This window comes from Buchnera aphidicola (Eriosoma grossulariae), from assembly GCF_964059045.1.
Lineage (GTDB): Bacteria > Pseudomonadota > Gammaproteobacteria > Enterobacterales > Enterobacteriaceae > Buchnera_D > Buchnera_D aphidicola_A.
In genome coordinates this window covers 525,521-549,187 of record NZ_OZ060402.1, presented here as the reverse complement: position 1 = coordinate 549,187, position 23,667 = coordinate 525,521, and the positions used below count along the sequence as shown (strand labels likewise).

At 23.9% G+C, this 23,667-nt stretch carries 21 protein-coding genes and 1 tRNA gene; 18 read left to right on the top strand and 4 right to left on the bottom strand.

What is annotated here, in order from left to right:
* Window positions 1-153: 153 nt before the first annotated feature.
* Complete coding sequence (gene dnaB, locus AB4W51_RS02425; protein WP_367676539.1) at window positions 154-1,551, bottom strand: replicative DNA helicase; 1,398 nt, start codon at window positions 1,549-1,551, stop codon at window positions 154-156.
* 1,127 nt (window positions 1,552-2,678) lie between these two features.
* Between dnaB and ssb the strand changes: the two genes are divergently transcribed.
* Window positions 2,679-3,194 (top strand): single-stranded DNA-binding protein, encoded by a 516-nt coding sequence (ssb, locus tag AB4W51_RS02420; RefSeq protein WP_367676538.1) that lies wholly within the window; start codon window positions 2,679-2,681, stop codon window positions 3,192-3,194.
* Between the two features lie 64 nt (window positions 3,195-3,258).
* On the opposite strand, the gene bioH is transcribed toward ssb, so the two are convergent.
* Complete coding sequence (gene bioH / locus AB4W51_RS02415) at window positions 3,259-4,044, bottom strand: pimeloyl-ACP methyl ester esterase BioH (protein WP_367676537.1); 786 nt, start codon at window positions 4,042-4,044, stop codon at window positions 3,259-3,261.
* 160 nt (window positions 4,045-4,204) lie between these two features.
* On the opposite strand from bioH, the gene AB4W51_RS02410 reads away from it, so the two are divergent.
* The 4 genes from AB4W51_RS02410 (at window position 4,205) to deoD (ending at window position 8,844) form a co-directional block, all read left to right on the top strand.
* Window positions 4,205-4,777: an NfuA family Fe-S biogenesis protein gene (locus AB4W51_RS02410; RefSeq protein WP_367676536.1), complete on the top strand. Its 573-nt coding sequence runs from the start codon at window positions 4,205-4,207 to the stop codon at window positions 4,775-4,777.
* A gap of 271 nt (window positions 4,778-5,048) precedes the next feature.
* Window positions 5,049-6,644, top strand: a complete 1,596-nt coding sequence (locus tag AB4W51_RS02405; protein WP_367676833.1) for a peptide chain release factor 3 — start codon at window positions 5,049-5,051, stop codon at window positions 6,642-6,644.
* A gap of 184 nt (window positions 6,645-6,828) precedes the next feature.
* Complete coding sequence (locus AB4W51_RS02400) at window positions 6,829-8,052, top strand: phosphopentomutase (protein ID WP_367676535.1); 1,224 nt, start codon at window positions 6,829-6,831, stop codon at window positions 8,050-8,052.
* 84 nt (window positions 8,053-8,136) lie between these two features.
* Complete coding sequence (deoD, locus tag AB4W51_RS02395; protein WP_367676534.1) at window positions 8,137-8,844, top strand: purine-nucleoside phosphorylase; 708 nt, start codon at window positions 8,137-8,139, stop codon at window positions 8,842-8,844.
* An 89-nt stretch (window positions 8,845-8,933) separates the two neighbouring features.
* On the opposite strand, the gene AB4W51_RS02390 is transcribed toward deoD, so the two are convergent.
* A tRNA-Ser gene (locus AB4W51_RS02390) sits at window positions 8,934-9,018 on the bottom strand.
* A 660-nt stretch (window positions 9,019-9,678) separates the two neighbouring features.
* Between AB4W51_RS02390 and aroK the strand changes: the two genes are divergently transcribed.
* The 4 genes from aroK (at window position 9,679) to trpS (ending at window position 13,749) form a co-directional block, all read left to right on the top strand.
* Entirely contained in the window at window positions 9,679-10,209 is a 531-nt protein-coding gene (gene aroK, locus AB4W51_RS02385) for a shikimate kinase AroK (RefSeq protein WP_367676533.1), read from the top strand.
* Between the two features lie 43 nt (window positions 10,210-10,252).
* Complete coding sequence (aroB, locus tag AB4W51_RS02380) at window positions 10,253-11,335, top strand: 3-dehydroquinate synthase (RefSeq protein WP_367676532.1); 1,083 nt, start codon at window positions 10,253-10,255, stop codon at window positions 11,333-11,335.
* 583 nt (window positions 11,336-11,918) lie between these two features.
* The gene (rpe, locus tag AB4W51_RS02375; RefSeq protein ID WP_367676531.1) at window positions 11,919-12,605 is read left to right on the top strand and encodes a ribulose-phosphate 3-epimerase; all 687 of its coding nucleotides are present in this window, start codon (window positions 11,919-11,921) and stop codon (window positions 12,603-12,605) included.
* Between the two features lie 130 nt (window positions 12,606-12,735).
* Complete coding sequence (trpS, locus tag AB4W51_RS02370; protein WP_367676530.1) at window positions 12,736-13,749, top strand: tryptophan--tRNA ligase; 1,014 nt, start codon at window positions 12,736-12,738, stop codon at window positions 13,747-13,749.
* A 50-nt stretch (window positions 13,750-13,799) separates the two neighbouring features.
* Here trpS and tsgA read toward each other — a convergent pair whose 3' ends face one another.
* Window positions 13,800-14,990, bottom strand: a complete 1,191-nt coding sequence (gene tsgA / locus AB4W51_RS02365) for an MFS transporter TsgA (protein WP_367676529.1) — start codon at window positions 14,988-14,990, stop codon at window positions 13,800-13,802.
* Window positions 14,991-15,399: 409 nt separating this feature from the next.
* Here tsgA and AB4W51_RS02360 point away from each other — a divergent pair, with 409 nt between their 5' ends.
* The 9 genes from AB4W51_RS02360 (at window position 15,400) to rpsJ (ending at window position 23,655) form a co-directional block, all read left to right on the top strand.
* Window positions 15,400-16,632 carry an acetylornithine/succinyldiaminopimelate transaminase gene (locus AB4W51_RS02360; protein ID WP_367676528.1) on the top strand — a complete coding sequence of 411 codons (1,233 nt, stop codon included), beginning with the start codon at window positions 15,400-15,402 and terminating at the stop codon, window positions 16,630-16,632.
* 545 nt (window positions 16,633-17,177) lie between these two features.
* On the top strand, window positions 17,178-17,564 hold the full coding sequence (gene tusD, locus AB4W51_RS02355; RefSeq protein WP_367676527.1) for a sulfurtransferase complex subunit TusD: 387 nt from the start codon (window positions 17,178-17,180) through the stop codon (window positions 17,562-17,564).
* A 30-nt stretch (window positions 17,565-17,594) separates the two neighbouring features.
* Window positions 17,595-17,954: a sulfurtransferase complex subunit TusC gene (gene tusC / locus AB4W51_RS02350; protein ID WP_367676526.1), complete on the top strand. Its 360-nt coding sequence runs from the start codon at window positions 17,595-17,597 to the stop codon at window positions 17,952-17,954.
* A 12-nt stretch (window positions 17,955-17,966) separates the two neighbouring features.
* Window positions 17,967-18,254: a sulfurtransferase complex subunit TusB gene (gene tusB / locus AB4W51_RS02345; RefSeq protein WP_367676525.1), complete on the top strand. Its 288-nt coding sequence runs from the start codon at window positions 17,967-17,969 to the stop codon at window positions 18,252-18,254.
* Between the two features lie 142 nt (window positions 18,255-18,396).
* A complete protein-coding gene (gene rpsL / locus AB4W51_RS02340; protein WP_367676524.1) occupies window positions 18,397-18,771 on the top strand; it encodes a 30S ribosomal protein S12 in 375 nt (124 codons plus the stop codon).
* Between the two features lie 95 nt (window positions 18,772-18,866).
* Window positions 18,867-19,337, top strand: coding sequence for a 30S ribosomal protein S7 (rpsG, locus tag AB4W51_RS02335; RefSeq protein ID WP_367676523.1), 471 nt, complete (start codon window positions 18,867-18,869; stop codon window positions 19,335-19,337).
* A 61-nt stretch (window positions 19,338-19,398) separates the two neighbouring features.
* Window positions 19,399-21,516: an elongation factor G gene (fusA, locus tag AB4W51_RS02330; protein ID WP_367676522.1), complete on the top strand. Its 2,118-nt coding sequence runs from the start codon at window positions 19,399-19,401 to the stop codon at window positions 21,514-21,516.
* 84 nt (window positions 21,517-21,600) lie between these two features.
* Complete coding sequence (gene tuf, locus AB4W51_RS02325; RefSeq protein WP_367676521.1) at window positions 21,601-22,785, top strand: elongation factor Tu; 1,185 nt, start codon at window positions 21,601-21,603, stop codon at window positions 22,783-22,785.
* A 558-nt stretch (window positions 22,786-23,343) separates the two neighbouring features.
* Window positions 23,344-23,655: a 30S ribosomal protein S10 gene (rpsJ, locus tag AB4W51_RS02320; protein WP_367676520.1), complete on the top strand. Its 312-nt coding sequence runs from the start codon at window positions 23,344-23,346 to the stop codon at window positions 23,653-23,655.
* Window positions 23,656-23,667: the final 12 nt, after the last annotated feature.

The following is a 23,667-nucleotide window of genomic DNA, read 5'->3' as shown; positions in this document are numbered from 1 at the left end:
ATGAACATATTGATAATGGTTATGCATCTAATCTAAAATTAGATATGATTATTAATTTTGTTATAATGATTGTTATATTTATAGTTGTTGTTGATTCATCAGTTATGATAAATGATCATATATGATAATTAATATATATCATTATTTATGTATTTATTCTTCCGAGTATTTCGGTCCAGCATAATTATCAAATCTAGACCAATGTCCATTAAATGTCAGTCTAATTGTTCCAGTTGGTCCATTTCTTTGTTTACCTATAATAATTTCCGCTATTCCTTTTAAATCACTATTTTCATGATATATTTCATCTCTATAAATAAACATAATCAAATCGGCGTCTTGTTCTAATGATCCTGATTCACGTAAATCAGAATTGATTGGACGTTTATCAGATCTTTGTTCTAATGAACGATTCAATTGCGATAAAGCAATAATTGGAACTTCTAATTCCTTAGCTAAAGATTTTAAGGTTCGAGATATTTCTGCTATTTCTAAAGTTCTGTTTTCTGATAGTGATGGTACTTTCATCAATTGTAAATAATCTACCATAATTAAACTGAGTCCATTGTTTTCTCGATATATTCTTCTAGATCGAGATCGTATTTCACTAGGAGTTAATCCTGAAGCATCATCAATATAAATATTTTTCTTTTTTAATAAAATATTAATTGTGCTTGAAATTCTTGCCCAGTCTTCATCGTTCAATTGTCCTGTACGTATTTTTGTTTGGTGTACACGAGATAATGAAGATAATATACGCATCATAATTTGTTCGACTGGCATTTCTAAACTAAAAATTAATACTGGTTTTTTGTATATCATTGCTGCGTTTTCACAAATATTCATAGCAAATGTTGTTTTTCCCATTGAAGGACGTGCAGCGATAATAATCAGATCTGATTGTTGTAAACCAGAAGTTTTTTTATTAAGATCATGATATCCAGTATTGATTCCTGTGATTCCATTATGAGGATTATCAAATAATTTTTCAATGCTAGCAATAGTGGAATCTAATATTTCTTCTATATTTTTCGGTCCAGAATTTTTTTTAGATCTTTTTTCTGCAATTTTAAATACACTGGATTCAGCAAAATCTAATAATTCTTCACTTTTTCTTCCTTGAGGATTATAACTAGCATTAGATATTCTATTAGAAACAGAAATAATTTCTCTAACAATAGCTCTTTCTCTTACTATATCTGCATAAGCAATGATATTTGCAGTACTAGGAGTATTTTTTGATAATTCTGCTAAATATGAAAAACGTCCGACTTGCTCTAGTTTTCCATTTTGTTCTAATGATTCAGATAACGTAATCAAATCAATGGGATAACCAAGATCTAAAAGAGATTGCATTTCACGAAATATCAATTGATGAGCTTTGCTAAAAAAATCTTCTTCTACTACATGTTCTGATACACAATCCCATTGTTCATTATCTAACATTAATCCACCTAAAACTGATTGTTCAGCTTCTAAAGAGTGTGGTGGAATTTTAATGTTATTAACATTTTTTTCATTTTCTTTTTTAAACAATTTATTATCTTTCATATGAGATAAAAATCAAAAAATTTTTACTAAGGTTTAAGGAAATAAATTATTAATTTAATTATTTTTATTAAAAATATAATATTTATTGATAAATTAAGATGATGTTATTACTATTTTTACTATAATTAATAGCTTTTTTTACATTTTTTAATAAAAATAATATTTCTTAAAGTTTTTAATCATTGATAATATATATTATATAAAATTAATAAACAACAGATCTATAAATAAAATAATTTTGTGATTTTTTTTAGAATTTTTTTAGACTATTTTTAGATTAAATAAATAAATTATATTAATTTTGATTATTTCTGATTTATTGATGATAATATATCAAAATTGATGGTTGTTATTTTTATTGATCAAAATAAAAATATAATTTATATATTTTATATAAATCAAAATTTTAATAAAAAACATAAATTATTTTTGCAAAAATGATTTTACATATTTATAATTATTTTTGATATATATTTTTTTAGAAAAATATTTATTATTATTTAGATTATTTGTAAATTAATTATGTTATACAAATCTTTCAATGATATTGAATATATTTATATTTGATTTATTTATTACAGATTTTAAGAAATATTATTTTTAGTTTTTAAAATAAAAATAATACTTAATTATAATACAATAATAATTGTTTTTATGTTATTACTTTTTTTTTGATTAAAATGGTTATTTGATTATCAATTTATGATTTTGTAGTTTTTAAAAATTTAATTATATTTTTTTTTAAAATTTTTAAATATATTATTCTTAGATATAATAAATTATATCTAAGAATAATATATTTATATATATATTGCTAATTATTTATTTGATTATTTTTTATCATATTTTATTTTTATTGCAATGGTTTTTAATATTAATTTTATGAATATTCATGTATTTTAAACATATATTGAATTATGTTTATAAATATTATTTTAAATAATATCAATTTTATTATTTTTTTTTTATTAATTATTATGATATATATTATAATATTTTAAAAAAAAATATATAAATAATCAATATATATATGAATATATTGTTATTAAAATGTATATAATAATTTAGCAGTATTTTCATTATTTTTTTAAATATCATGTTTTATTTTTTAAAAGGTATATAGTATTATGGCTAGCAGAGGAATTAATAAAGTTATTTTAATTGGACATTTAGGACAAGATCCAGATATTCGTTATATGCCTAATGGTAATGCAGTAGCTAACATTACTCTTGCTACATCTGATAGTTGGAAAGATAAAAATACAGGTGAATTAAAAGAAAAAACAGAATGGCATAGAGTTGTATTATTTGGAAAACCAGCTGAAATAACAGGTGAATATTTAAAAAAAGGTTCTCAAGTATATATTGAAGGATCTTTGCATACTAGAAGATGGCAAGACCAAAATGGTGTAGAACGTTATACCACTGAAGTAGTTGTTAACGTTTCAGGAACAATGCAAATGTTAGGTAATCGTAATTCTAATATATCATCTTCAATGTCAACACAATTAAATAATCAGAAAAAAATTTCTAAAAAAGAAAAAAATGTTTTAGAAGATGATTCATTAAATGATTATCCTGGGAAAAACTCTGCTGTAAATTCTTTGTCTCCAATAGATTTCGATGATGAAATTCCTTTTTAATATTTTTTTAAAATAACAGATATGGATCTATATTTTTATAGAACTGTATCTGTTATTTAAATAATTAATTCATTTTTTTGTATTTTTTTAAAAAATATAAAAATTTTAATATAATTTGACAAAATAAATGAGATTGTGAGATAAATGGAATATGTGCTGATTTGTTTAATATACTAGAATATGTATTTGGCCAGTATTGATCTAAAATATTTTTTATTTCATATGGTACTATAGTATCTAATTTTCCATATATTCTTAATAATGGAATAGAAGATTTTTTTATTTTTTTTCTTAAATCAATTTTATTTAGTATATTAAAACCAATTTTCAATGCTAAAGAATTTGGTTTTTTTTCTAATAGTATTAATTTAATTAAATATCTTATTTGATTTTGATTAGCAATATCACCTGATTGTAATAATAAAAATTTTTCTATTGTATCTAAAAAATTATTTTTAGTTTTATAATAAAAATTTTTTAATTGAATTCTACTTATTCCAGGCCAACTTTTTTCTTGAATAAAGTATGGTGAAGAACTAACTGTGATAATTGCTATAACATTATTAGGATACATTAACGATAATTTACTCGCAACAAGGCCACCCAATGACCATCCCATCCAAATAGATTTTTCTGGTATATTTTGAGATAAAGTATTAACTGTTTCTTCTAAATTCATATAATATTGATTATTATTACCAAATCCAGGTAAATCAATTAAATACAAATTAAAATATGGTTTCAGATTATTGATTATTATATTCCATATTTTTGAATTAAATCCATAACCATGTAGTAATACTAAATTTGGTTTTCCGTTTCCAATAATATTAAATATTAGTTTTTTCATATATTTATTGATTATAGTTCATATATATATATATATAATATATAATTATTTTAAAAATATATAAATTTAAATCATCGTTCTTGTTTTTTTGAATATTGTTTTTATTAAATTAATCAGTTAAAATATTTTAATATTATATTATTTTTGATTAAATATTATTATGATTGTTATTTCAAAAAAAGCAGAGTTATATTTTCGTACATTATTGCAAAAAGAAGATGCAGGTACACAAATTAGAATTTTTGTACAAAATGTTGGAACTAATCAAGCTGAAGGTAAAGTTACTTACTGTTTAAAAGATGAAATAAGAACATCTGATAGTGTTTTTTACTATGTTGGTTTTTGTATTTATATTAATAAGGAATACTTACCATATTTAAAAAACGCTTACATTGATCTCATTACAGATAAATTAGAAGAAAGATTGATTTTAAAAGCTCCATATGTTAAACAAGTATTATCTGAAAAATTGATGTTAAATAATCGTGTAGAAGATTTTTTAGAATATCACATTAATCCTCAATTATCTAATCATGGTGGATATGTAAAATTAATCAATATTACTGATGAAGGTTATATAATATTAGAATTTGGAGGTGGATGTAATGGTTGTTCCATGATAACCATGACTCTGAAAGATGGAATAGAAAAAAAAATATTGTTAGAATTTCCAAATTTAAAAGGTGTTCAAGATATTACTAATCATAACCGTGGGAACCATTCATTTTATTAAAGATATTGATTAATTTTTTGAAACGGTATTTATATCATAATGTGTTTTATTTTTGATAATATTTATAAATTTTAAAATTAAAATTGAAGATAATTGTTTAATAACAATTATTATTTTTTTGAAAAATAGTATTGATATTTATATAAAAATATTTTATTACATTAATTTTTTTATTATTATTTAATAATAAATAATTATATTTTAATTTATTTTTTTAGCGTTGTTTTTGTTGTTTATCACTATTAATTTTAGATAAAAAATGAGACAATTAATGTCTATTAAAAATAATTTTATAGAAATTCAAAAACGACGTACTTTTGCGATTATTGCGCATCCTGATTCTGGAAAAACAACTTTGACTGAAAAAATTTTATTTTTAGGAAAAGTTATCCATGAGACTGGTACTATTCAATCTAAAAAATCTAAAAAATATGTTAAATCAGATTGGATGAAAATAGAAAAAGAAAGAGGTATTTCTATTACCAGTTCTGTTATGCAATTTACTTATTGTAATTGTTTAATTAATTTATTAGACACTCCAGGACATGAAGATTTTTCAGAAGATACATATAGAATTTTGACTGCAGTCGATTTTTGTTTAATGGTTATTGATTCTGCTAAAGGTGTGGAAATACGAACTAAGAAGTTAATGCATGTTCTTTCATTAAATAATACACCTACTGTAACTTTTATTAATAAATTAGATAGAGATAGTAAAGATCCGATAAAAATATTAGATGAAATTGAATCAGAATTAAAAATAAAATGTATTCCTATCACTTGGCCTATCGGTTGTGGTTCTTCATTCAAAGGAATTTATAATTTTTATAATTCAATGGTAGACGTTTATAAATTCAAACAAAATAATAATTTTAATGATTATAATATTACAACATTATCAGATTTATATAATAAATCATTAGAAATGCATATTGGATTGGATTTTGCAAAAAAATTAAGAGAAGATGTTGAATTAATTAATACATGCTATAGTCAATTTAATAATAGTTGTTTTGTTGATGGGAAAATAACTCCGGTTTTTTTTGGTAGCGCTTTGCGTAGTTTTGGAATTAATCACATGTTTAATTTTTTAGTCCGATGGGGACCGTGTCCAAAATTTAAACATAGTAATACTCGTGTTATATATCCTGAAGAAAATTTATTTACTGGATTTGTTTTTAAAATACAAGCCAATATGGATTTAAAACATCGTGATCGTATTGCTTTTATAAGGATTGTATCAGGTCGTTATTACAAAGGAATTAAATTACAAAACGTTCGTCTGAGAAAAACATTTATTTTAAATAATGCAATTAGATTTTTAGCTGGAGATAGAAATATTATAGAAGAAGCATATCCAGGAGATATAATTGGTATATATAATCATGGATCTATTGTAATAGGAGATACATTTACGGAAGGAGAATTGATTAATTTTCTTGAACTACCACGATTTTCTCCTGAAATATTTCGTATTATTTATTTAAAAAACCCATTAAAGAAAAAACAATTATTTAAAGGTTTATTGCAATTATCAGAAGAAGGTGCTGTTCAAATATTTTATCCTTTAATAAACAATGATTTAGTTTTAGGTGTTTTAGGTATTTTACAATTAGATGTGATTTTGGAAAGGTTAAAATTAGAATATCAAATTGAAGCATGTTATAAGAATGTTAGTATTGCTGCTATTAGATGGATATTTTGTAATGACTTAATTCAATTAGATCAATTTAAGTTGCAAAACAAAGAATATTTAGCAATTGATAGTTCTGGTTATTTGACATATATAGCTCCTAGTTTATTTAATTTAAATTTAATAATTTCTAATTATCCTCAAATAAAATTTAGTGAAATAAGACAAAATTAATTTTTTACTGATTTTTGATTATATTATTTTTTTACAACTTTTTAAAAAGATTTTATTCATTACATTATTAATAAATTTTTTAATAATAATTAATACTATGATTACATTAATTTAATATTTTTATTTTATTTTTTATGTATCTATATTTTATTAAAATTATTATTTTATTCGAGATAGATATTCTATGAATAGAGTTGTTATTATGTTATTAGATTCTTTTGGAATAGGATCTTCAACAGATGCATTTAAATTTAATGATGAAGGAGCTAATACTTTTAAACATATTTATGAAATGTGTTTTTTAAAAAAAGCCAATCATGGAAGACAAGGTCCTTTGAATATTCCTAATTTAATTTCTTTAGGTTTAGGGAAATTAATGCACAGATTAACTGGTTCTTTTCCTATAGAATTGAATTTTAATATAGATGTAATTGCGAGTTATGCGTATGCTAGTTCTATTTCTTCCGGAAAAGATACTTTGTCTGGTCATTTTGAAATTATGGGAGTGCCAATTTTAACATCATGGGATAGATTTTTAAATAAAAAATCTAGTATTCCTGAAGAATTATTAGAAAATATTATTTCACACTGTAATATTCCTGGAATTATTGGTAATTGTCATTCTTCTGGCATTACAATATTACAACAGTTTGGAGAAGAACATATTCATACTGGTAAACCAATTTTTTATACTTCAATGGATTCTGTTATTCAAATTGCTTGTCATGAAAATTTTTTTGGTTTAAATAATCTTTATAAACTATCTTGTTCAGTACGTAATATTTTAAATAATACAAAATATAATATTGGAAGAGTCATCGCTAGACCATTTTTAGGTAATAACAAAAAAGAATTTACAAGAACGAATAATCGTAAAGATTATTCAATTGCAATAAATGAACGTACAGTCATGGAAAAATTAATTTTAGAAAAACATGGAGAAGTTATTGGTATTGGAAAAATATCAGATATTTTTTCAGGAAGAGGTATTACGCAAAAAATACCAGCATATGGATTAGCAGATTTATTTGAAAAAACAAATATGGCAATTGATCAGGCTAAAGATAATTCAATAATTTTTACAAATTTTGTTGATTTTGATTCTGTTTGGGGGCATAGAAGAGATGTTTCCGGTTATGCCAAAGGTTTAGAATTTTTTGATTTAAAATTATTAAATATAATTAATAAAATACAAAAAAAAGATTTATTAATTATTACAGCAGATCATGGATGTGATCCTACTTGGATTGGTTCAGAACATACTCGAGAATTTATTCCAATATTGTTGTATAGACCTGGTTATAAAAGTCATTATTTAGGACATCGTAATACTTTTTCGGATATTGCTCAAACTATTTCACAGTATTTTTCTCTTTCAAGTATGCATTATGGTACTAGTATGATTTAAATATATTTTTGATGATAATGATTATCATTTTTAAAAAATGATTAAAATTTAACCATTTTTAGATGATAGGAAACAATAATTTTTATGACTATTCATATCAATGCTAATAAAGATGATTTTTCAGATATTGTATTAATGCCTGGAGATCCACTTCGTGCAAAATATATTGCAGAAAAATATTTAACGGATAGTGTTTTAGTTAATAATACTCGTGCTATGTTAGGTTTTACTGGTTATTATAAGAAATGTAAGATTTCTGTTTTAAGTCATGGAATAGGTATACCTTCTTGTTCAATTTATGTTTATGAGTTAGTTAAATCATATAATGTAAAAAAAATTATTCGTATTGGAACATGTGGTACTATACATAAAAATATAAAATTAAGAGATATTATTATTGGAATGGGAGCTTGTACAGATTCACAAGTAAATCGAATAAGATTTAATAATTATGATTTTTCTGCTATAGCTGATTTTCAGATGATGATGAACATGGTATTGGTTGCAAAAAAATTACAAATTCCAATTTTAATTGGAAATTTATTTAGTACAGATTTGTTTTATTGTCAAAATGATGATTTTAGATTAACTCTGATTAAAAAATTTAATATTTTAGGAATAGAAATGGAAACAGCTGGAATATATGGTTTATCAGCTGAACTGGGAGTAAAATCTTTATCTGTTTGTACAGTATCTGATCATATTCTGCATCAAGAACATATTTCTTCTCAAGATAGAGAACAGACATTTGATGATATGATATTATTAGCGTTGGAATCAGTTTTATTATAATGATTTTTTTTTTCAATTAAACAAACTTATTGAAAATATTTTTATTAAGGTTCATTTGAAGAATATTCATGTTTTTATTGATATTTTTTTGGTGAGAAAGGGATTCGAACCCTTGATACGTTTCCGTATACACGCTTTCCAGGCATGTTCCTTAAGCCTCTCGGACATCTCACCTTTAATGCAAATAATTTTATATGTATTCTAATTTATATCAATTTAATATTTTTATTATATATAATATTTTATTATTTTTAAATTAATGATGAATTATTTATTTTTTTTTTTTTTTTTTTTTGAATAATAAAAAATTAAAAAAAATAATTCATCATTAATTCATGATATTATCTATGACCAAGATGTATTAATGAAATCATTCGTTAATGATTTCATTAATACATCTTGGTCATAGATAATATCATGAATTAATTTCAGATTCAAATTATTATTTTGTATATTATATATTGTGATCAGTAATATTGAATATTATATAGTGAATAATATATTTATATTTTATTTCATTAATTTTATATTATGATATTTATTATTATTGTTTGAATTATATTGATTTATTACATTTGTTTATGGTATTAAATAATAATATTAATATATATAATTATTTTAATTAGTGTTTATAATTAAGTTGTATTTTATATTAAGTTAAAATATATTGATAGAATTGATATTCTAAATAAAATTTTAGATATAACAAGTTTATTATGTTTTTAAAAATTGATTATTATTCATGTATATATAAATATAATCTTACTATCTTACCATCCGTTCACAACAATGGATTGGTTATCATTCACAAATTATTTTAGTAATAATATAAATATGGCAGAAAAACGAAATATTTTTCTAGTAGGTCCGATGGGAGCTGGAAAAAGTACTATAGGCCGGCATTTAGCTCAACAACTCAATATGGAATTTTATGATTCGGATCAAGAAATTGAGCGTCGAACTGGAGCAGATATTAGCTGGGTTTTTGATGTAGAAGGCGAAATAGGTTTTCGTGATCGAGAAGAAAAAATTATTAATGAATTAACAGATAAACAAGGGATTATATTAGCTACTGGTGGTGGTTCTATTCAATCTAAAGAAACAAGAAATCGTCTGTCTTCTAGAGGTATTGTTATTTATTTAGAAACTAGTATTGATAAGCAATTAATTAGAACAAAAAGAGATAAAAACCGTCCTTTGTTACAAGAAGAAAATAAAAAAATTTCAACAAGAATGATATTAGAAAAATTAGCCAAAGATAGAAATTTTTTATATGAAGAGATCGCAGATTTTAAAGTGAGTACTGATTCTAAAAGTGCAAAATCTGTTTCACAATTTATTATTCAAATTTTAGATAAAAATTAATTATATGTAATAGTTCAATGAATAAGGTTGATATAAAAATACCGTGGAAAAAATTACAGTAATGTTAGGCAAACGAAGTTATCCTATAATTATAGGATCTTCTTTATTTGAAAATGATTCTATTTTTTATCCTTTGCAGTCAGGTGAGCAAGCAATGCTTGTAACTAATAAAACTCTGGCTAATTTATGGAAAGATCAATTATTATATGAACTAAGAAAATCTGGAATTAAAGTTGATCAAGTCATTTTGTCTGATGGAGAACAGTATAAAACTTTTAATGAAACTGAAGTAATTATTTCTGCTTTATTAGATAAACAACACAGTCGTGATACTACATTAATTGCATTAGGTGGTGGAGTAATAGGAGATATAACAGGTTTTGCTGCTTCGATTTATCAAAGAGGTGTTCGTTTTATTCAAATACCAACTACTTTTTTATCGCAAGTAGATGCTTCTGTAGGTGGTAAAACTGGAGTTAATCATATTTTAGGAAAAAATATGATAGGTACTTTTTGGCAACCTTCGTCTGTTATTATTAATTTAAATTATTTAAGCACATTGTCAACTAATGAACTAGTTGCTGGACTAGCAGAAGTAATTAAATATGCTATTATATTTGATGAAGAATTTTTTTCTTGGGTTGAAGACAATTTACATTTATTATTAATATTACAAGAAAAAGAAATTATATATTGTATTAAAAAGTGTTGTGAAATAAAATCTAAAATTATTTCTTTAGATGAAAGAGAAGCCAATATACGAGCAATATTAAATTTAGGGCATACTTATGGACATGCGATTGAATCTCATTCTGGTTATGGTAACTGGTTACATGGAGAAGCAGTATCAGTAGGCATTGTAATGTCTGCTCGTACTTCAGAAATGTTAGGTTATTTAAAACGCATAGATACCAAACGTATTATAAATTTGTTAATGAGAGCAGGTTTGCCAACCAAAGGACCAAAAAATATGCCTCCATCTTCATATTTACCATATATTATGCGAGATAAAAAAGTAATTTCTGGCACAGTAAGATTAATATTGCCTATCAATATAGGCAAAGCTAAAATTCAAACTGGTGTTGATAAAAATATAATATTAGCAGCGATAAAAGAGTCTCAGTAACGATTTTGTTATAAAAACTAATTATGATTCTTAATAATTATATTAAACACATAGAATAATATTAATTATTTTAAAAAATAAAATATTTTGAATAATTAATTTAATTATTTTATATTATCAATATAAAATTTTAATAAATTTTATATTGATAATTTTAGATATAATATTGTTAATATTATTTTTATATAAAAATGTAATATTCATTAATTAATATCAAATATTGATTCTAAAAATATTTTAACACAATAAGTTATATAATAATGAGCATTATAGTATATTTACAGAATTTTTATACGAAAAAGTGAGTTATCAGTAAATATATACAATATGTAGTTTTAAAAACGAAAAGGTGTCAATGTTAAACTTTTAATTAATTTTATATTTTTCAAATTGTTTTATTGCACCTTTTCTTGATTTTTAAAATTATATTAATGATAATTATTTTTTTTTATATTTTAATTTTTATATAATTCACATAAAAAATATTTTAAAAAAATTAATATTATTTGAATATTTATTTAATTATTTTTATTATTATCAATAAATTTAAAAAAATGATTTAATTTAAATATTGGAGAAATAAATGAATCAGTTTTTGTTAGCTCCTTCAATTTTATCAGCTAATTTTGCTCGATTAGGTGAAGATGTAACGAGAGCTTTAACTGCAGGGGGGGATTTAATTCATTTTGATGTTATGGACGGTCATTATGTAAATAATTTAACAATGGGTCCAATGATATTAAAATCTCTTAGAGATTTTAATATCACAGCGCCAATTGATGTACATCTTATGACGAAACCAGTAGACATATTTATTCCTGCTTTTGCTCAAGCAGGAGCTACATTTATTACTTTTCATCCAGAAGCAACTAATCACATAGATAATACTATAAATTTAATTAAAAAATTTGGCTGTAAAGCTGGGTTAAGTTTTAATCCATCTACTTCATTACATTATTTAGATTATGTTTTAGATAAATTAGATTTAATTGTATTAATGTCAGTGAACCCAGGTTTTAGTAATCAAAAATTTATTTCATCTGTTATGAATAAAATTTATCAAGTAAGGAATTTAATTGATCGTAGTAAATTCAATGTTTTATTAGAAGTAGATGGTGGTATAAAAATTAGTAACATAGTGGACATTGCATCTGCTGGAGCCAATATTTTTGTATTAGGATCAGTATTATTTGATAGTTTGGATTATAAATTAGTTTTAAATTCCATTCGATCTAAATTAAATTCAGTATTTTTAAGTGATTGTGTTTAGTAAAAAAATTTTATTTGAAATTTTTTAATTAAGAGAAATATGAAAAATATAAAAGTAAATTGATATTTATTTTACATTATTAATAAATATTGTTTTATTTTTTTTTAAAATAAAATAAATGGAAAAAATAATGAAATTATTTAAAAAAAAATTATTCAGTGCCATCCAACCATCAGGAATGCCTACTATTGGTAATTATATTAGTGTTTTAAATAATTTAGTTCATATACAAGATAAATTTGATTGTTTATTTTGTATAGCTGATTTACATTCTATTACTGTTAGAAGAAAATCAAATGATTTATCTAGATCTATTTTAGATATGATAGCATTATATTTAGCTTGTGGGTTTGATCCTAATCAAGCAATTATTTTTATTCAATCTCATGTTTATGAACATACACAGTTGAGTTGGATATTAAATTGTTTTAGTTATGTTGGTGAATTATCACGAATGACTCAATTTAAAGATAAATCTATACGTTTTTCGAACAATATTAACGTTGGATTGTTAAATTATCCTGTTTTAATGGCTTCTGATGTATTATTATATAAAACTGATATAATATTAGTAGGTGAAGATCAAAAGCAACACTTAGAGTTAATACATGATATTGTTATTCGATTTAATAATATATACAAAAAATTATTTGTATTGCCTTCATCTTTAATTTCAAAAACTGGTTCTAAAATTATGTCTTTATTAAATCCTACTAAAAAAATGTCTAAATCTGATCCTAATACAAAAAACACGATATTTTTATTAGAAGATATTTCATCTATTATAAAAAAAATTCATCATGCTCAAACAGATTCTGATAATCCTTGTTCAATCATTTATAATAAAAAAAATAAAGCAGGTATATCAAATTTATTAAATATATTTTCTAGTTTTTCTGGAAAAACAATAAAAAGTTTAGAAAATGAATATGCTAATGTAATGTATAGTAAATTTAAACATGATTTATCTGATTTTATTGCAGATAAAATATCTTGTTTGCAAAAGAAATATTTTGATTTTAGAAAAAACGAAGATTATTTGCAAAATATTGTAAAATCTGGAGCTGAAAAAGCTCAATGTCAAGCAAAAATTACTTTAGATCAAGTTTATAAAGCTATAGGATTACCGGTTAAATATTATTAAAATATATTGAAAATTATTTAACCGATAATTTTATTTGATGAGCGATATTTTTATTTTTTAATATAATTTTTGATTATACTTTTATTAATGGTAAAAAAGTTGAGAGTAATAGATAATATAAAAACAATAGCATACAATATATTAGATGTAATTAATACTGCGTAAATTCCTTTTTTTTCTACAATGACACTAGTAATAATAAATGTTAAAAGTGTTCCTATCGTTCCAGATATCAGAATTAAATTAATATTTTTAACTGAAGGTTTTTTTGTTTGCAAAGAAGCTAAAGTAATAATTATTGTATAAATTGCACTAGAAAAAAAACCCAGTAATGCTATTAAGTATTCTAACTTGTTTATTTCTTGATTATTAATAAATAAATACATTAAAATAGTTGATGTACCGGTTAAAAATAAAAATAATTTTTTTATGTTAATAAAATTTAATATTATACTAAATATCCACATACCAATCATATACAACATCCAAAAGTAACTAACTAATTTACCAGCTTGGTTAATTGTTAAATGTTTAGTTTGCATAATATATTCTGGAATCCAAGAAATAAATCCTAATTGTCCTAAGATATAACATGTAGCTGATATAGAAAGTATAATTATATTGATTTTGATTGGTTTTTTTTGGTTTATTGTTTTTTTATTATTTAGGTAATTGTTTAATTGTGGGAAATTTGTATTAATAGCAATAATAAATATTATAGAATAAATTATTCCAATTAAAATATATATCCAATACCATGGTTTTTGATATGATAATATCATACTACTTATAAAAGGAAATACCATTCCTGCCATACTAAAAAAAGAATCTGTTATTAACAACACTATCGCTCTTTGATGACCGTCATATAGATATGTTATGAAAAATGTTCCTATTGACATGGTGATACCACTTACTATTCCTAATATAAACATACTCATTGAAAAAATAATTAAATTTTTACTATATATCAGTGCTAGTATTGCCACAATAATACAAATGTATCCAAAATATATTTGTATTTTAAATGATATATAATTTTTTATCCAAGTATTCAAACAAATAGCCATTAAAATTCCAAAATTTAAAATAGTAAAAGTATAGCTCATAGAAGAAAGTGATGTATTAAAAAATTTAGCAATATTCCCCATGATCATTCCAGTCACAATTACTAATGAACCTGTTAAAAAATAAGAAAAAAAACTAATTAAAGTTAGACTGATTTTGTTTTTGTATATCATTATTTATTAACCTGTATTACCATAAAGATGTGTATGAAACATATTTTAAATATGATATATAAATATTTTTAAATATATACATTAATAATTATTTTCTTAAAAAAATATTTTATTTTTTTGTGTTTTTTAATAATTAATTATTTTCATAAAGCATTTTGATATAAAATATATTTATTAAAGATATGATATATTAATTAATATTAATCAGTATAATTGATATATATAAAGAATATATTTTTATTTTTTTTTAACTGGAAGAATAATGTTAAGTAATTTAATTAAAAAACAATTGATAATTATTTTTTAATATTATAAATAAATATTTATTTATAAAATAAATATTTATTTATATACTACAAAAATATTTTTAATCAGATATTGATGAAATAAATTTATTGTAAGGATTTCAATGAAAGAAAAAAAAAAAATACTTAATAGACAAATGTTTGATGATGTAATGATTCCATTTTATAATCCAGCGGATTTTATTCCTGTCTTAGGTCAAGGCAGCCGATTATTTGATCAATTGAATAAAGATTATATTGATTTTTCTAGCGGTATTGCTGTAACAGCATTAGGACATTGTCATGCTAAATTAATCAAAGCACTAAAAGAACAGAGTAATAAATTATGGCATACAAGTAATTTATTTGTAAATGAACCATCATTAAATTTAGCAAGGAAATTAATTGATTATAGTTTTGAATCACGTGTATTTTTTTCTAATTCAGGAGCAGAAGCTAATGAATCTGCTTTAAAAATAGCTCGTTATTATTCCAATAAAAAATTCAATGTTTACAAAAATAAAATTATTTCTTTTTATAATTCATTTCATGGTCGAACATTTTTTACAGTATCAGTAGGTGGTCAATATCAATATTCAGACGGTTTCGGAACTAAACCTCCAGATATAATTCATGTACCTTACAATAACTTGCAATCAGTTAAATCAGTGATTGATGATCATACTTGTGCAATTATTGTAGAACCAATTCAAGGAGAAGGTGGAGTAGAATTAGCTACTATAGATTTTATGGTAGGATTACGTGATTTATGTAATAAACATCATGTACTATTAATCATTGATGAAGTCCAAACAGGTATTGGTAGAACTGGTAAATTATTTGCGTATGAACATTATGGTATTAAACCTGATATTCTTACATTAGCGAAAGCTTTAGGAGGTGGGTTTCCTATTGGTGCTACTTTAGCCAGTACAAAAATAGCAAAAATCGTACAATTAGGTATACATGGAACGACTTATGGTGGTAATCCTTTAGCTTGCTCAGTGTCTAATGCAGTTTTAGATTTAATTAATCATCCAAAATTATTATTAGGAGTGCAGCGTAAATTTCAGATATTTAAAAAAGAATTAGTGAAAATAAATAAAAAGTTAAATTTATTTAGTGAAATTCGAGGAAAAGGATTATTAATAGGAATTGTATTTCGTCAAGAATATATTATTAATATTCCTATTGTAATTAAAACAGCATTAAAAGAAGGTTTAATTATACTAAAAGCAGGAACAAACGTCATTCGTTTAGCGCCTCCTTTAAATATAAAAAATATAGATATTAATGAAGGTTTACTACGTTTTTATAGAACACTCAGAATAGTTTATGGTCGATCAGTAAAATTTTAATCATAAAAATATATTTTTTATTTAATTTATAAATAATTTCATTTTTATTATGATTTTTATAATATTATATTGATTTAATTAATTTTAAAAAAAATCAATGATATTTTTTTGAAGATATTTATTGATAACGAATAAATTTATATAATCAGATTATTAGTAAATAATGAATAATATTTATTATTTTGAATATATTGATCATTAAATATTATTTAGTTATTAAAATAATGATGTTTTTATATTTTATATATATTATTCTTTATAAAAATAATAATAATTTTAAAAAAGATTTTTAATACACTAGGAAAGATATTTTTTATTTAGTTTTATATTAACAATATTTTACATTTTTATTTTTTATTTAAAAAATAATCAAATTACAAATAATATTTTGCTGTAATGTATGGTATTTAAATAAATAATATTTTAATAATTATGAAAATTAAATAAAGATATTTTTTCAAGTTTTATTTTTAGTAATATATTTTTTAAAAAATAATAAATAATCATTATAAAATTATATCTTTATATATGATTGTGGTATTTATATGACATATACTATTATTGTTACAGGATCACCTTATGATAGTCAAAATTCTCGTAGTGCATTATTTTTTTCTCGTGCGTTATTATCATTAAAGCATAGAATAGATTTAATTTTTTTTTATGGCAATGGAGTATTAAATTCAAACTTAATGTTATCAGTCGCTAATAATGAAGTGAATTTATTTGATGAATGGAAAAAATTTTACCAGGATTTTCAAGTTCCATTATATATTTGTATAAATTCTTCTTTAAAACGTGGATTATTAGAAACAGAAAAATCTTCTTTATTAGGTTTTAAAAAAAGTAATATTGGTGATTTTTTTAAATTATCAGGTTTTTTGGAATTATTAAATTCTATTCAAAAAACTGATCGTTTTATACAATTTTAATATTGTTTTTTATTGATTTTAAATATTATTATGAAATCTGTTGCTTTTATATTTTCTCATAGTCCTTATGGTTGTAATATAGGACGTGAAGGTGTAGATTCGGTTTTATCTGCATCTTTAGTATTTAAAAAAATAGGTTTATTTTTTGTTAATGAAGGAATTTTTCAATTAATACCTAATCAACAACCACAAAAAATTTTATTACATAATTATTTATTATTGCTGGAGTTGCTTCCAATTTATGGAATAAAAACCATTTATTGTTGTAAAAAATCTTTTAAAGATAGAGGTATGTCTAATATTAATAATTTATCATTCAATGTAAAATATTTAAATCCTAAAGATCTGAAAAAATATATTAATAATTATAATTTCATTATAAATTTTTAAGGATAATAAAATATGTTGCATATTCTTATTAATTCTCCTTGTTATTGTAATCTTGAATTGCTTTCTAGTATGTTAGAACATCAGGATGATTTAATTGCATTACAGGATGGAGTGTTAATTGCTATTGAACATAATATATTTTTAAAAAAAATAAATTTGAATTCAGTAATGTTGTACGTTTTGAAAGAAGATATCATTGCTCGTGGTTTAAGTGTATATATTTCATCACAATTTTCTATTATTGATTATAATTATTTTGTTAATTTAACAGTAAAAAATCATAAACAAATTACTTGGTAATTAACAGAGATTAGGTCAATGAATTATTTTCATAATAATTAATTTAGCATTAATTATAAAAAAATATATTACTATATTTCAATATATTTAAAAATTTAATATTTTAATGTATTTTTAAAATTTTGTTCAATAAGGAAATATAATGTCAACAGTTAATCAGTTAGTGCGAAAACCTCGTTCAAGAAAAATTATAAAAAGCAATGTTCCTGCTTTAATGGGATCTCCTCAAAAAAGAGGAGTGTGTACTCGTGTATATACTACTACTCCTAAAAAACCTAATTCTGCTTTACGTAAGGTATGTCGAGTACGTCTTACAAATGGTTTTGAAGTTACATCATATATAGGAGGAGAAGGTCATAATTTACAAGAACATTCTGTTATTTTAATACGTGGAGGGAGAGTAAAAGATTTACCAGGAGTTAGATATCACGTAGTACGTGGAGCTTTAGATTGTGCAGGGGTGAAAGAAAGAAAAACTAGTCGTTCTAAATATGGTGTAAAAAAAGTGAAGAAATAAAAATAAAAATAAACTAGAATATAATTCTTATTATAATAATACTATTTCTTTATAGTATTATTGATTTTTAATATTTGTTACAGGAATAGTTAGATATGCCAAGACGTCGTGTTATAGGTCATAGAAAAATTTTACCGGATCCAAAATTTAATTCTGAATTATTAGCAAAATTTATCAATATATTAATGATAGATGGAAAAAAATCTATAGCTGAAGTAATTGTATATCAAGCTTTAAATATATTATCCAAAAAAACTGGAAAAAATGAATTAGAGATTTTTGATTTAGCATTAGATAATGTCCGTCCTACTGTAGAAGTAAAATCTCGTCGAGTTGGTGGATCTACTTATCAAGTACCTGTAGAAGTACGTCCTATTCGTAGAAATGCATTAGCTATGAGATGGATAATTGAATCATCTAGAAAAAGAAATGATAAATCAATGGCTTTACGTTTGTCTAATGAATTATTTGAGTCTTTAGAAAATAAAGGTGCATCAGTACGCAAAAAAGAAGATGTGCATCGAATGGCTGAAGCTAATAAAGCTTTTGCTCATTATCGTTGGTAAGATTTTTATATTTTATAATAAAAATTAATTTAGTAAAAATACAATACATTATAGGAATCGAATGTCACGTCAAACACCTATTATAAATTATCGTAATATTGGAATTAGCGCTCATATAGACGCAGGAAAAACAACTACTACTGAACGAATTTTATTTTATACTGGTATTAATCATAAGATAGGTGAAGTTCATGATGGTGCTGCTACTATGGATTGGATGGAGCAAGAACAAGAAAGAGGTATCACTATTACTTCAGCATCAACAACCGCCTTTTGGTCCGGTATGGAAAAACAATTTTCTCCATATAGAATAAATATTATTGATACACCTGGACATGTTGATTTTACAATAGAAGTAGAACGTTCTATGCGTATTTTAGATGGTGTTGTAATGGTCTATTGTGCAGTAGGAGGAGTTCAACCACAATCAGAAACAGTATGGCGTCAAGCTAATAAATATAAAGTACCAAGATTAGCGTTTGTTAATAAAATGGATCGAATGGGTGCTAATTTTTTCCAAGTAATAGATCAAATAAAAACAAGACTAGGAGGGAATCCGGTTCCTTTGCAATTACCAATTGGATCGGAAGAAAAATTTTCTGGAATTGTTGATCTGATAAAAATGCAAGCAATTTATTGGAATGAATTAGATAAAGGTTTAACTTTTACGTATGAAAATATTCCTATAGATATGTTAGAATTATCAGAGCATTGGCATCAGAATTTAATTGAATCAGCGGCAGAAGCTAATGAAATTATCATGGAAAAATATTTATCAGGTGTTGTGATTAGTAGTAATGAAGTAAAATCAGCTTTAAGGAAAAGAGCATTAAATAATGAAATTATGTTAGTAACATGTGGTTCTGCATTTAAAAATAAAGGCGTTCAGACTTTATTAGATGCCATTATTGAATATTTACCTTCTCCTACTGATATTCAAGATATTAAAGGAGTTTCTAATGATATATTTTCTACACCTAGCATAAGAATTTCAGATGATAAAGAATCTTTTTCAGCATTAGCATTTAAAGTAGCATCAGATCCTTTTGTAGGTAATTTAACTTTTTTTAGAGTATATTCTGGTGTAGTTAATTCTGGAGATGTGATATTTAATTCAGTTAAATCTCAAAAAGAACGATTTGGTCGAATAGTACAAATGCATGCTAACAAACGTGAAGAAATTAAAGAAGTAAGAGCAGGTGATATAGCTGCAGCCATTGGTTTAAAAAATGTTACAACAGGCGATACTTTATGTGATATTAATAAAGTGATTATTTTGGAAAAAATGGAATTTCCTGAACCAGTTATTTCTATTTCTGTTGAACCAAAAACCAAGTTAGATCAAGAAAAAATGGGTCAAGCTTTAGCAAGATTAGCTAAAGAAGACCCCTCTTTTCGTGTTTGGGTAGATCATGAGTCTAATCAAACCATTATCGCAGGAATGGGAGAATTACATTTAGAAATTATTGTAGATAGAATGAAACGTGAATTTAGTGTCGATGCTAATGTAGGAAAACCACAAGTTGCTTATCGAGAAACTATTCGCAATATAGTCAAAGGTGTTGAAGGTCGTCATATTAAGCAATCAGGAGGACGAGGTCAGTATGGTCATGTTGTTATAGATATATTTCCATTAGATCCTGGAAAGGAAGGATATCTTTTTTTGAATGAAATTAAAGGTGGGGTAATTCCTGGAGAATATATTCCGGCAGTTAATAAAGGTATTCAAGAACAATTAAAATTTGGTCCTTTAGCTGGTTATCCTGTTGTAGATATTGGAGTACGATTGTGTTTTGGTTCATATCATGATGTAGATTCTTCTGAATTGGCATTTAAGATAGCAGCTTCTATGGCTTTTAAAAATGCTTTTAATAAAGCCAATCCTATTTTACTAGAACCTATAATGAAAGTTGAAGTAGAAACACCTGAAGATTACATGGGAGATGTTATAGGTGATCTAAGTCGTCGTCGAGGAATTATTGAAGGAATGCATAATACGTTATCTAATAAAGTAATTCAAGCTCGAATGCCTTTGTCTGAAATGTTTGGGTACGCTACTGATTTACGTTCACAAACTCAAGGAAGGGCTTCTTATTCTATGGAATTTTTACAATATTCTGAAGCACCTATGCATATTTCTGATTCAATTATTAAAAATAAAATAAGTATAAACCAGTGATGAATAATAGCATTATTCATCACTGGTTTAAATTAATGCAATATAATTTTATTAAATATTATATGAATATGAAAGGATATAATTATGTCTAAAGAGAAATTTAATCGTACAAAACCTCATATTAATGTTGGTACTATAGGACATGTGGATCATGGAAAGACTACTTTAACGGCAGCTATTACGACTGTTTTAGCTAAAACTTATGGCGGTTCAGCTTATGCATTTGATCAAATAGATAACGCTCCTGAAGAAAAAGCTAGAGGTATTACAATTAATACTTCTCATGTTGAATATGATACAAAAATAAGACATTATGCACATGTTGATTGTCCAGGACATGCAGATTATATAAAAAATATGATTACTGGTGCTGCACAAATGGATGGGGCTGTTTTAGTGGTTGCTGCTACTGATGGTCCTATGCCTCAAACTAGAGAACACATTTTATTAGGCCGCCAAGTAGGTGTTCCATTTATTATTGTTTTTCTTAATAAATGTGATATGGTTGATGATGAAGAGTTATTAGAACTAGTCGAAATGGAAGTTAGAGATTTATTAACTCAATATAATTTTCCTGGAGATGAAACTCCTATTATAAGAGGATCTGCATTAAAAGCATTAGAAGGAGATCCAGTATGGGAGTCTAAAATTATTGATTTAGCTAATTTTTTAGATACTTATATACCTCAACCAATACGAGCTATAGAACAACCATTTTTATTACCTATAGAAGATGTTTTTTCTATTTCTGGGAGAGGGACTGTAGTAACTGGTCGAGTAGAAAGTGGTATTATTAAAGTTGGAGAAGAAGTAGAAATTGTTGGTATAAAACCAACTATTAAAACTACTTGTACTGGTGTAGAAATGTTTAGAAAATTATTAGATGAAGGCCGTGCTGGAGAAAATGTTGGTGTATTATTAAGAGGCACTAAAAGGGATGAAATAGAAAGAGGACAAGTATTAGCTAAGCCAAAAACAATTCATCCTCATATAAAATTTGAATCTGAAGTATATGTGTTGACTAAAGAAGAAGGGGGCAGACATACACCTTTTTTCAAAGGATATCGTCCTCAATTCTATTTTAGAACAACAGATGTCACTGGTTCAATAGAATTACCAGAAGAAATGGAAATGGTTATGCCAGGAGATAATGTAAAAATGGTAGTTACATTAATACATCCAATTGCTATGTCAGATGGTTTAAGATTTGCTATTCGTGAAGGAGGACGTACTGTTGGAGCTGGTGTTGTATCTAAAGTTTTAAGTTAATTGGTATACCATTCTTAAATGATTAATAAAATATTTATTCATCAAGAAAAGTATTTTTAATTAGCTTTTCTTGATGTCATGATTATTAAAAATATTGATATATTGTATATTATCATTTATATCTTAAATTAATAATAATTATGTTAAATAAAAAGGTATATATTTAAAAATAATTTTTTATAAAAAATTTATATTTAAATATATACCTTTTTTATTAAATCTGATATTATTATTTTTAAGTATTTTTAAAATTAATTTTATACATAAAAATATAATTTTTTAATAAAACATTTTTATTATAATTTATTAATTTGTTTTTAATTTTTTAAATTATTTTATTAGTTATTTAAAAAAATAATGCTTTATTTTTAACAATTAATATTTATTATTTTTTATATATTAATATTTTATTTTTATATAATTACAATTTTAATAAATTACGTATCTTACAATACTCCTAATTAATGGAGTTACAAACTGAATAATTACGCTAATCATATTATATATATATCGAATAGTGTAATTTTTTATTTTATATATAAATGGAGTTCTGGTCTAATGCAGAACCAAAGAATTCGTATTCGTCTTAAAGCGTTTGATCATCGATTAATAGATCTTTCAACTGCTGAAATTGTTGAAACAGCTAAACGAACTGGAGCACAAGTAAGAGGACCGATTCCTTTACCTACTCGTAAAGAACGTTTTACTATCTTAATTTCTCCACATGTCAATAAAGATGCTCGTGATCAATATGAAATACGTACGCATAAGCGTCTTATTGATATTGTTGAACCTACTGAAAAAACTGTAGACGCTTTAATGCGTTTAGATCTTGCTGCAGGTGTAGATGTACAGATTAGTTTAGGATGATGAAGAAATTAA

Bases quoted from the DNA above. Each gene is read 5' to 3' on its own strand.
- bioH (WP_367676537.1), bottom strand. From the start codon at position 4,044: ATGAAAAAACTAATATTTAATATTATTGGAAACGGAAAACCAAATTTA.
- dnaB (WP_367676539.1), bottom strand. From the start codon at position 1,551: ATGAAAGATAATAAATTGTTTAAAAAAGAAAATGAAAAAAATGTTAAT.
- rpe (WP_367676531.1), top strand. From the start codon at position 11,919: ATGAATCAGTTTTTGTTAGCTCCTTCAATTTTATCAGCTAATTTTGCT.
- AB4W51_RS02360 (WP_367676528.1), top strand. From the start codon at position 15,400: ATGAAAGAAAAAAAAAAAATACTTAATAGACAAATGTTTGATGATGTA.
- tusB (WP_367676525.1), top strand. From the start codon at position 17,967: ATGTTGCATATTCTTATTAATTCTCCTTGTTATTGTAATCTTGAATTG.
- deoD (WP_367676534.1), top strand. From the start codon at position 8,137: ATGACTATTCATATCAATGCTAATAAAGATGATTTTTCAGATATTGTA.
- AB4W51_RS02410 (WP_367676536.1), top strand. From the start codon at position 4,205: ATGATTGTTATTTCAAAAAAAGCAGAGTTATATTTTCGTACATTATTG.
- aroK (WP_367676533.1), top strand. From the start codon at position 9,679: ATGGCAGAAAAACGAAATATTTTTCTAGTAGGTCCGATGGGAGCTGGA.
- tuf (WP_367676521.1), top strand. From the start codon at position 21,601: ATGTCTAAAGAGAAATTTAATCGTACAAAACCTCATATTAATGTTGGT.
- rpsL (WP_367676524.1), top strand. From the start codon at position 18,397: ATGTCAACAGTTAATCAGTTAGTGCGAAAACCTCGTTCAAGAAAAATT.
- fusA (WP_367676522.1), top strand. From the start codon at position 19,399: ATGTCACGTCAAACACCTATTATAAATTATCGTAATATTGGAATTAGC.
- AB4W51_RS02405 (WP_367676833.1), top strand. From the start codon at position 5,049: ATGTCTATTAAAAATAATTTTATAGAAATTCAAAAACGACGTACTTTT.
- ssb (WP_367676538.1), top strand. From the start codon at position 2,679: ATGGCTAGCAGAGGAATTAATAAAGTTATTTTAATTGGACATTTAGGA.
- tusD (WP_367676527.1), top strand. From the start codon at position 17,178: ATGACATATACTATTATTGTTACAGGATCACCTTATGATAGTCAAAAT.
- rpsJ (WP_367676520.1), top strand. From the start codon at position 23,344: ATGCAGAACCAAAGAATTCGTATTCGTCTTAAAGCGTTTGATCATCGA.
- tusC (WP_367676526.1), top strand. From the start codon at position 17,595: ATGAAATCTGTTGCTTTTATATTTTCTCATAGTCCTTATGGTTGTAAT.
- rpsG (WP_367676523.1), top strand. From the start codon at position 18,867: ATGCCAAGACGTCGTGTTATAGGTCATAGAAAAATTTTACCGGATCCA.
- tsgA (WP_367676529.1), bottom strand. From the start codon at position 14,990: ATGATATACAAAAACAAAATCAGTCTAACTTTAATTAGTTTTTTTTCT.
- trpS (WP_367676530.1), top strand. From the start codon at position 12,736: ATGAAATTATTTAAAAAAAAATTATTCAGTGCCATCCAACCATCAGGA.
- AB4W51_RS02400 (WP_367676535.1), top strand. From the start codon at position 6,829: ATGAATAGAGTTGTTATTATGTTATTAGATTCTTTTGGAATAGGATCT.